Source organism: Flavonifractor sp., assembly GCF_019422385.1.
GTDB lineage: Bacteria > Bacillota > Clostridia > Oscillospirales > Oscillospiraceae > Flavonifractor > Flavonifractor avistercoris.
The window spans coordinates 1-8662 of sequence record NZ_JAHZDL010000096.1 but is presented as its reverse complement, the minus strand read 5'-3'; the positions used below and the strand labels follow the sequence as shown (position 1 = coordinate 8662).

General features: G+C 63.2%; 8 protein-coding genes and 1 pseudogene. 6 read left to right on the top strand and 3 right to left on the bottom strand.

Translation table 11 applies throughout. The features are described from left to right. The 3 genes and pseudogenes from QZ378_RS11080 to QZ378_RS11070 form a co-directional block, all read right to left on the bottom strand. Window positions 1-357: pseudogene (locus QZ378_RS11080) on the bottom strand (ABC transporter permease); the annotation flags it as partial. Continuing rightward, window positions 347-1480 carry an ABC transporter ATP-binding protein gene (locus tag QZ378_RS11075; RefSeq protein WP_191379183.1) on the bottom strand — a complete coding sequence of 378 codons (1134 nt, stop codon included), beginning with the start codon at window positions 1478-1480 and terminating at the stop codon, window positions 347-349. The gene QZ378_RS11075 and the pseudogene QZ378_RS11080, both read right to left, overlap by 11 nt. A gap of 133 nt (window positions 1481-1613) precedes the next feature. After that, window positions 1614-2597, bottom strand: coding sequence for an RluA family pseudouridine synthase (locus QZ378_RS11070; protein WP_291258303.1), 984 nt, complete (start codon window positions 2595-2597; stop codon window positions 1614-1616). 278 nt (window positions 2598-2875) lie between these two features. On the opposite strand from QZ378_RS11070, the gene QZ378_RS11065 reads away from it, so the two are divergent. From QZ378_RS11065 to QZ378_RS11040, 6 genes are all read left to right on the top strand, one after another. Then, window positions 2876-3379, top strand: coding sequence for a DUF177 domain-containing protein (locus QZ378_RS11065; RefSeq protein WP_087236806.1), 504 nt, complete (start codon window positions 2876-2878; stop codon window positions 3377-3379). A gap of 41 nt (window positions 3380-3420) precedes the next feature. After that, window positions 3421-3618, top strand: coding sequence for a 50S ribosomal protein L32 (gene rpmF / locus QZ378_RS11060; RefSeq protein WP_087236807.1), 198 nt, complete (start codon window positions 3421-3423; stop codon window positions 3616-3618). 463 nt (window positions 3619-4081) lie between these two features. Further along, a complete protein-coding gene (locus QZ378_RS11055; RefSeq protein WP_291258302.1) occupies window positions 4082-5455 on the top strand; it encodes a DUF512 domain-containing protein in 1374 nt (457 codons plus the stop codon). A gap of 22 nt (window positions 5456-5477) precedes the next feature. Further along, a complete protein-coding gene (gene der / locus QZ378_RS11050) occupies window positions 5478-6803 on the top strand; it encodes a ribosome biogenesis GTPase Der (protein ID WP_191379185.1) in 1326 nt (441 codons plus the stop codon). A 2-nt stretch (window positions 6804-6805) separates the two neighbouring features. After that, on the top strand, window positions 6806-7516 hold the full coding sequence (locus QZ378_RS11045) for a glycerol-3-phosphate acyltransferase (protein WP_291258301.1): 711 nt from the start codon (window positions 6806-6808) through the stop codon (window positions 7514-7516). Then, window positions 7513-8514, top strand: a complete 1002-nt coding sequence (locus tag QZ378_RS11040) for an NAD(P)H-dependent glycerol-3-phosphate dehydrogenase (protein WP_291258300.1) — start codon at window positions 7513-7515, stop codon at window positions 8512-8514. The genes QZ378_RS11045 and QZ378_RS11040 overlap by 4 nt, the downstream gene beginning before the upstream one ends. Window positions 8515-8662: the final 148 nt, after the last annotated feature.

Below are 8662 nucleotides of genomic sequence, written 5' to 3'. Positions count from 1 at the left end.
CTCCAGCAGGAACATCCAGGAGTAGGTGCGCAGCAGGAAGTTCATCCACATGGGCAGCATGATGAGCATGTTGGCCACCCGCCGGAAGCCTGGGGGCGTGCGGGTCAGCAGGTAGGCCGCCGGGTAGCCGATCAGGATGCAGATTACCGTGGCGATGGCGGCCAGCAGGAAGGAGCGGGCGAACACGGCGGCGTACCCCGCCATGCCCGCGAAGTTCTCCAGGGTGGGAACCCAGGCGCCGCCTGCCAGCTCCTTGGTGAAGGCATACACCACCACCACAATGAGGGGGATTACCACAAACAGGGCCATCCACAGCACATAGGGCGCGGAGAGCCAGGAAAGCCGTCTATTCTTCATCGCCGTCCTCCGCCTCCAGCCGATCCTCGTTGAGCTCGTCGTACTCGGAGGAATAGGAGCTGTAGTCGCCGAACATGCCGGAATAGGCGCTCTTCTTCATGATGTGGAAGCCGTCGGGGTCGATCTTCACCCCAATCCTGGCCCCTACGGGGGAGAAGTCGGTGGTCTGGATGAGCCACTTGAAGCCCCGGAAGTCCACGATGATGTCGTAGTGCATGCCCTTGAAGGTGACCTCGGTGACGGTGCCGGTGAGCTGGCCCTGCTCCTCGGGGACAATGTCGATGTCCTCGGGCCGGATCACCACGTCCACCGGCTCGTTGGGGGCGAAGCCGCCGTCCAGGCAGGGGAACTTCTTGCCGTACATGCCCACCACCTTGTCCTCGTGCATGATGCCGTCGATGATGTTGGACTCGCCGATGAAGTCGGCCACGAAGGCGTTTTTGGGCTCGTTATAGATGTCCTCGGGTGTGCCGATCTGCTGGATCTTGCCGCCGTTCATCACCACCACCGTGTCGGACATGGTGAGGGCCTCCTCCTGGTCGTGGGTGACGTAGATGAAGGTGATACCCACCTGCTGCTGGATGCGCTTGAGCTCGATCTGCATATCCTTGCGCAGCTTGAGATCCAGGGCGCCCAGCGGCTCGTCCAGCAGCAGCACCTGGGGCCGGTTGACGATGGCCCGGGCGATGGCCACCCGCTGCTGCTGCCCGCCGGAGAGGGAGTTCACCGACCGCTTGCCGTAGCCGGCCAGGTTCACCAGGGCCAGGGCCTCCTCCACCCGGGTTTTGAGCTCCGCCTCGGGCACCTTCTGAATCCGCAGGCCGAAGGCCACGTTCTCAAAGATATTCATGTGGGTGAACAGGGCGTACTTCTGAAAGACGGTATTGACCTTCCGCTTATGGGGCGGAACGTCATTAATCCTCACGCCGTCGAAGAACACATCGCCGGAGGTGGGCTTCTGAAAGCCGCCGATGATACGAAGTGTCGTGGTCTTGCCACACCCGGAGGGGCCAAGCAGCGTGAGGAATTCCTTGTCATTGATATAAAGGTTGATGTGGTCCAGAATGACGTCGTCGTCAAATTTCATGAAGCAATCCGACAGGCGGATCAGTTCCTTGGACATGTATCCTCCCCCATTTCAAAATGGTAGTAAAGGGCGTACCCAAACCGGCGGTTGGGTACGCCCTCATTGCGAAACAAATCATATATGCTCCGGCGAAAAATGTCAATAAGAAAATCGAAAATTTTCAGGGATTTTACGGGACGGGCCTCCCGGGGGCCCCGGAGGGGAAATATTCCTCGGCAAAGTCCACCTTTTCCACGGTGAACACCCTGCCCCGCAGGTACTCCAGCACCCCGGCATCCGTGGGGAAGGTAAACTCCAGCTTATAGGAGTAGAGGGCCTGGAAGGAGCGGCCGTAGCGCCTGTTGTCCCGCTCCCGGCCGTACTTGCCGTCCCCCAGCAGGGGGTGGCCGGCGGCGGCGAACTGGGCGCGGATCTGGTGGGTGCGGCCGGTGAGCAGCTCACACTCCACCAGGGACAGCCCCCCGGCGGTGCGGAGGGTCTTATATAAGGTAGCGGCGCTCTTGCCGCCGGGCACGGGGCGGGAGTATACCTTCACCTGGGCCTTGTCCTCGTCCTTGAGCAGGAAGCCCTCCAGCTTCCCCTGGGGCGGGCTCATGCGGCCGTGGATGACGGCCAGGTAGTATTTGGCGATCTCCCGGTCGCGGATCTTCTGGTTGAGCACCCGCAGGGTCTCGGCGTTCTTGGCGGCCATGACGATGCCGCCGGTATTCCGGTCGATGCGGTTGCACAGGGCGGGGGCGAAGGCGTGCTCATCCCGGGGGTTCCACTCCTTCTTCTGATAGAGGTAGGCCTGGATGTGGGTGATCAGGGTGTTGACCTTCTCGTGCTCATCGGCGTGGCAGAGCAGGCCGGGCCGCTTGTCCAGCAGCATCAGGTTTTCATCCTCGTAGACGATCTCCAGCCGGGGCCTGAACACCGAGAGGAAGGCGTTGTCCTCCCGGGGCTGGTCGAAGAACTCGTCGTTGATGTACAGCTGGAGCACATCCCCCTCCCGCAGCCGCACGTCCCGCTGGGAGCCCTTGCCGTTCACCTTCACCCGCTTGAGGCGGATGTACTTCTGGGCCAGGGGGCCGGGGAGCAGGGGGAGGGTCTTGGCCAGCCAGCGATCCAGCCGCTGCCCGGCGTCGTTTTTTCCGATGGTAAACTCTCTCATTGAGCCGCCTCACGTCGTAAGATAGATTGGATTTCAGTTCAGTATACCACAAGCGGGGGCGGCAGGGAAGGGGGGAAAGCACTTGCATCTTTCACCGGAATTATGCTATGATAATTTACAAGACTTTGTCTCATACACATGATGTTAGACAAAAAAGAGGCCCGTAAAGGAATACCGCCTGCTGGAGTTTGCAAAAATGCGGATTTTCAGAAAAAAGTATTTGACATTGGGCCCCGGTTTCTGTATAATGTCTGCTGTGCCATTATGTGAGGTGTACCATGCGACTGGATCTGCGACCCATCCTTCATGTTCCCGGCGCGTCCCTGCCCTTTGACTTCACCCTGGATCTGTCCGGGCTGGATTTCTATGGGGAGCGCCCCTTTGCCCACCCTGTCCGGATCACCGGCGCGGTGCGCAATATGGCGGACGCCCTGCTTCTGGAGGGGAGTGCGGAGACCACGCTGGAGCTGGTGTGCGACCGCTGTCTCAAGCCCTTCCGGCAGGAGATGCATCTGCCGGTGTCCACCCTGCTGGCCGAGACCCTGGAGGACGAGGAGAACGACGAGATCGTCCTGCTGGACAACGGCGAGGTGGATCTGGACGAGGTGTTCACCACCGCGGCGGTGCTGAACATGGACGCCAAGCATGTGTGCTCCGAGGACTGTAAGGGGCTGTGCCCCACCTGCGGCGCGGATCTCAACGAGGGATCCTGCGGCTGCAAGCCTGAACGTGATCCACGTTTTGCTGCCCTTGCGCAGCTGTTGGATAAAGAGAATGAGTAAGTTTTGCCCGGCCAGGGCATGAACCTAAGGAGGTGTCATACATGGCAGTCCCTAAGAGTAAAGTGTCCAAGCAGCGCCGGAATAAGCGCCGCAGCTCCGTGTGGAAGCTGGAGACTCCTGGCGTTACCACCTGCCCCAAGTGCGGTGCGTTCCGTCTGCCCCACCGGATGTGCAAGAACTGCATGACCTATAACGGCCACGAGTTCGGCAAGGTGGAGGCCCCCGCCGAGGCGAAGTAAATAGGCGAAAAGAAGAGGGGACTTTGCCCCTCTTTCTTTTTGCCCGGAAATAGGGTACAATAAGAAGCGCGGAGGCGCCCGGGAGCAGGACAACAGCGAACCACGCAGACCGAAAAACAGGCCGGCCGAAGGCCGGCGGCATTTTCGGCGGAGTGGTGAGCAGTTGTCCGTGGCGGAGGGCGCGCAGCGAGACAGCAAGAAGCGCGGAGGCGCCCGGGAGCAGGACAGCGTCGCCGCAAGCTCCAGATCGTTCGCTTCGCCGTAAGCGGCAAAGCTCATTCCTTCCGCTGCGGCTCCTTTCCCCACCGAACCCGCTGCGCTGGGCTTCGGCGGGGGCCCCATGGCGCGGAGGCGCCCGGGAGCAGGCGGATAAGACCCGGAGCAAGGGCGAGCGGCGAACCGCGCAGCGCGGCATCTCACAGGTGCGGATATCATCCGCCCAGGCAAGAAGGAGGCCGGGGCCATGAGCCTGACCAAAATTCAATCGGTGGATCCCCACAGTCCGGCCCGCCGGGCGGGCGTGCGGCCGGGGGAGATCCTGACCCACATCAACGGCCGCCCCATCGCGGATGTGCTGGACTATAAATTCTACTCCTACGATCCCCGGCTGGAGCTGACTCTGGCGGAGGAGGACGGCCGCACCCGCACCGTGCGGGTGCGCAAGGACGAGGGGGAGGAGCTGGGCCTCAACTTTGAGACCTATCTCATGGACCGGGCCCGCTCCTGCGCCAACCGGTGCATCTTCTGCTTTGTGGATCAGATGCCCCCCGGCATGCGGGAGACCCTCTATTTTAAGGATGACGACGCCCGGCTGTCCTTCCTCATGGGCAACTATATCACCCTGACCAACCTGTCCCGCCGGGAGATCGACCGCATCTGCGAGCTGCGCATCTCCCCCATCAACATCTCGGTTCACGCCACCGACCCGGCCCTGCGGGAGGCCATGCTGAAGCACCGCCGGGCGGGGGAGTGCCTGGACATCATGGGACGCTTCGCCGCCGCGGGCATTGAGATGAACTGCCAGATCGTCTCCTGTCCCGGCGTCAACGACGGCCCCGCCCTGGCGCGCACCCTGGCAGATCTGGGGGCGCTGCACCCGGCGGTGGAGAGCGTGGCGGTGGTGCCGGTGGGCCTGACCAAATACCGGGAGGGGCTGTGCCATATCGAGCCCTACACCCCGGCCCAGGCCGCAGCCCTGATCGACCAGGTGGAGGCCTTCGCCGCCGCCTTCCTGGAGAAGCACGGCACCAGCCTGGCCTGGTGCTCCGACGAGTTCTATCTCATCGCCGGCCGGGAACTGCCGGAGAAGGCCTACTACGAGGACATGAACCAGCTGGAGAACGGCGTGGGCATGCTGCGCCTGCTCCAGAGTCAGGCGGAGCTGGCGGCAGACGACGCGGAGCTGGCCGCCCTGGCGCCGCCCCCCTTCTCCATCGCCACCGGCGTGTCGGCGGCCCCCTTTTTGCAGAAAATTGTTGACACCTGCCGGGAAACATGTGCTAATATAGACGGATCGGTCTATCCCATTGTGAACCACTTCTTTGGGGAGACCATCACCGTCTCCGGCCTGATCACCGGCGGGGATCTGATCGACCAGCTCCGGGGAAAGGAGCTTGGGGAGCGGCTGCTCATCCCCTCCAACATGCTGCGGGCGGGGGAGCGGGTGTTCCTGGACGACGTGACCGTGGAGCAGGTGGAGGAGACCCTGGGCGTCCCCGTCTGCCCGGTGGACGCCGAGAGCGGCTTCGACCTGGTGGACGCCATGTTCGGGCGGAGCCCGGAGCCGCCGGAATATACCCTGCCGCCGGAGGCGGAATACTATCGTTACAATCCGTGACAGAGAGGGAGCGTGATAGAGCATGAAGCCCTTAGTTGCCATCGTGGGACGGCCGAATGTGGGCAAGTCCATGCTGTTCAATAAGCTGGTGGGCCAGCGGCTGTCCATCGTGGAGGACACCCCCGGCGTCACCCGGGACCGGCTGTACGCCGAGGCGGAGTGGCGGAACCGGAAGTTCGACCTGGTGGACACCGGCGGCATCGAGCCCTCCGCCGACAGCGAGATCCTGGCCTTCATGCGCCAGCAGGCGGAGATCGCCATCGACCATGCCACGGTGATCGTGTTCCTGTGCGACATCAAGACCGGCCTGACCGCCTCCGACCAGGAGGTGGCCAACATGCTGCTGCGCTCCGGCAAGCCGGTGGTGCTGGCGGTGAACAAGATGGATCAGGTGGGCATGACCAACCCGGACATCTATGAGTTCTACAACCTGGGCCTGGGCGATCCCATCGCCGTCTCCGCCGTCCACGGCCATGGCACCGGCGATCTGCTGGACGAATGCTTCCGGTACTTCCCCCCCGAGGATGAGGAGGAAGAGGAGGACGACGTGATCAAGGTGGCGGTGATCGGCAAGCCCAACGTGGGCAAGTCCTCCCTGGTCAACCGGATTCTGGGGGAGGAGCGGGTGATCGTCAGCGACATGGCGGGCACCACCCGGGACGCGGTGGACAGCTACTTTGAGAACGCCAAGGGCAAGTACCTGTTCATCGACACCGCCGGCATGCGCAAGAAGGCCAAGGTGGACGACCGTATTGAGAAGTTCTCCGTCCTCCGGGCCACCATGGCCATCGAGCGGTGCGACGTGTGCCTCATCATGATTGACGCGGGCGAGGGGGTCACCGAGCAGGACACCAAGGTGGCGGGCCTGGCCCACGAGGCGGGCAAGGCCTGCATCATCGTGGTCAACAAGTGGGACGCCATCGAGAAGGACGACAAGACCATGGACCGGATGCGCCAGGATGTGCGGCGGGATCTGGCCTACATGACCTACGCCCCCATCGTGTTCATCTCCGCCCTGACGGGCCAGCGGGTGGACCGGCTCTTTGATCTGATCAACTACGTCTCCGATCAGGCGGCCATGCGCATCACCACCGGCATGCTCAACACCGTGCTGGCCGACGCCACCGCACGGGTGCAGCCCCCCACCGACAAGGGCCGCCGACTGAAGATCTACTATATGACCCAGATCGGCGTCAAGCCCCCCCACTTCGTCTGCTTCTGCAACGACGCCAAGCTGTTCCACTTCTCCTATCAGCGGTATCTGGAGAACCAGATCCGCGCCACCTTCGGTCTGGAGGGCACGCCCATCAAGCTGACCATCCGGCAGAAGAGCGATAAGGAGGGATAGATATGCCCGGTATGACATGGGCGGATCTGGCGCCGTGGATGCTGTCTGATCTGCTCCTGCCCTTGGTGATCGTGGCGGTGGCAGCCTACTTCTGCGGCTGCTTCAACGGCGCGGTGATCGTGTCCAAGTATATCCTGCGGGACGACGTGCGCACCCACGGCAGCGGCAATGCCGGCCTGACCAACTTTTACCGCACCTTCGGCGGCCCGCTGACCTTTGCGGTCATTCTCACCGATGTGCTCAAGGCCGTCGTGGCCGTGTGGGTGGGTATCCTGGTGGCGCGGTACTGGGACGGCGGCTTTTGGAAGCAGGAGGCCATTGTGGTGGCATACAGCAAGTACTGGGCCGGCACCTTCTGCCTGCTGGGCCACATGTTCCCCTGCATGTTCCATTTCAAGGGCGGCAAGGGCATCCTGTCCGGCGGCACCATCGCCATCATGATCGACTGGCGCATCGCTCTGGTGGTGTGGGGCGGCTTCCTGGTGCTGGCGGTGCTCACCCGCTGGGTGTCCCTGGGCTCCATCTGGGCCGGGGCCTCCTTCCCCTTCGCCACCTGGTTCGTATATCACGACTGGATTCTGCTGCTCCTGGGTATTTTCATCGGCGGCCTGATTGTCTGGAAGCACCGGGGCAATTTGAAGCGGATCCTCAGCGGCACCGAGTCCAGGTTCAGCCTGCACCACAAGAAAGATGAGGGGGCATCCAAACCATGAAAATCGCGGTGATGGGCAGCGGCGGCTGGGGCACGGCCCTGGCCCTGGTGCTGCTGGAGAACGGGCACGATGTGACCCTGTGGTCTTATACGGAGGCGGAGTCCGCCGTCCTGCGGGAGCGGCGGGAGAACCCCATGCTCAAGGGGGTGTCCCTGCCCGAGGGGCTGAAGCTGACCTCCGATCCCGCCTGCGCATCGGGCTGCGGGGCGGTGGTGCTGGCCACCCCGTCCTTTGCCGTGCGCACCACGGCCCGCACTCTGGCCCCCCTGCTGGAGCCGGGCGCGGTGCTGGTGTCGGTGTCCAAGGGCATTGAGAAGGACACCTCCCTCACCCTCACCGAGTCCATCGCCCAGGAGGTGGGGGAGGGCCATCCCATCGTGGCCCTGTCCGGCCCCTCCCACGCTGAGGAGGTGGGCCGGGGCGTGCCCACGGTGGTGGTGTCCGCCTCCAAAGACAAGACGGCCGCCGAGCTGGTGCAGGATCTGTTCATGAACGAGCGCTTCCGCGTGTACGCCTCCGACGACGTGGTGGGGGTGGAGCTGGGGGCGGCCCTGAAGAACGTAATTGCCCTGTGTGCCGGCATCTGCGACGGCATGGGCTTCGGCGACAACACCAAGGCGGCCCTCATGACCCGGGGCCTCACCGAGATCGCCCGGCTGGGCGTGGCCCTGGGTGGGCGGCGGGAGACCTTCGCCGGCCTGTCCGGCGTGGGGGATCTGATTGTCACCTGCACCTCCATGCACTCCCGCAACCGCCGCTGCGGCATCCTGATCGGCCAGGGCACGCCGGTGGACGAGGCGGTGAAGGAGATCGGCGCGGTGGTGGAGGGCTACTATGCCGCCGCCACGGCCAAGGCCCTGGCCGATAAGTCCGGGGTGGAGATGCCCATCACCGAGGCGGCCTACCAGGTGCTCTATCAGGACAAGAAGCCCAGGGCCGTCATCAAGGAACTGATGACCCGGGCGCGCAAGCACGAGCTGGAGGACAGCTGGGTCTGAGCCCCAGAAAAAAAGAAAGAAAAATTGAAAAAAAGGCTTGCATCTCGCCGCGGAATGTGGTAATATAATCAAGCCGTCTGAAACGGGCGGCTGTTTCCGGGTGTGGCGAAGTTTGGTATCGCGCTTGAATGGGGTTCAAGAGGCCGCT

Bases quoted from the DNA above. Each gene is read 5' to 3' on its own strand.
- der (WP_191379185.1), top strand. From the start codon at position 5,478: ATGAAGCCCTTAGTTGCCATCGTGGGACGGCCGAATGTGGGCAAGTCC.
- QZ378_RS11065 (WP_087236806.1), top strand. From the start codon at position 2,876: ATGCGACTGGATCTGCGACCCATCCTTCATGTTCCCGGCGCGTCCCTG.
- rpmF (WP_087236807.1), top strand. From the start codon at position 3,421: ATGGCAGTCCCTAAGAGTAAAGTGTCCAAGCAGCGCCGGAATAAGCGC.
- QZ378_RS11055 (WP_291258302.1), top strand. From the start codon at position 4,082: ATGAGCCTGACCAAAATTCAATCGGTGGATCCCCACAGTCCGGCCCGC.
- QZ378_RS11075 (WP_191379183.1), bottom strand. From the start codon at position 1,480: ATGTCCAAGGAACTGATCCGCCTGTCGGATTGCTTCATGAAATTTGAC.
- QZ378_RS11070 (WP_291258303.1), bottom strand. From the start codon at position 2,597: ATGAGAGAGTTTACCATCGGAAAAAACGACGCCGGGCAGCGGCTGGAT.
- QZ378_RS11045 (WP_291258301.1), top strand. From the start codon at position 6,806: ATGCCCGGTATGACATGGGCGGATCTGGCGCCGTGGATGCTGTCTGAT.
- QZ378_RS11040 (WP_291258300.1), top strand. From the start codon at position 7,513: ATGAAAATCGCGGTGATGGGCAGCGGCGGCTGGGGCACGGCCCTGGCC.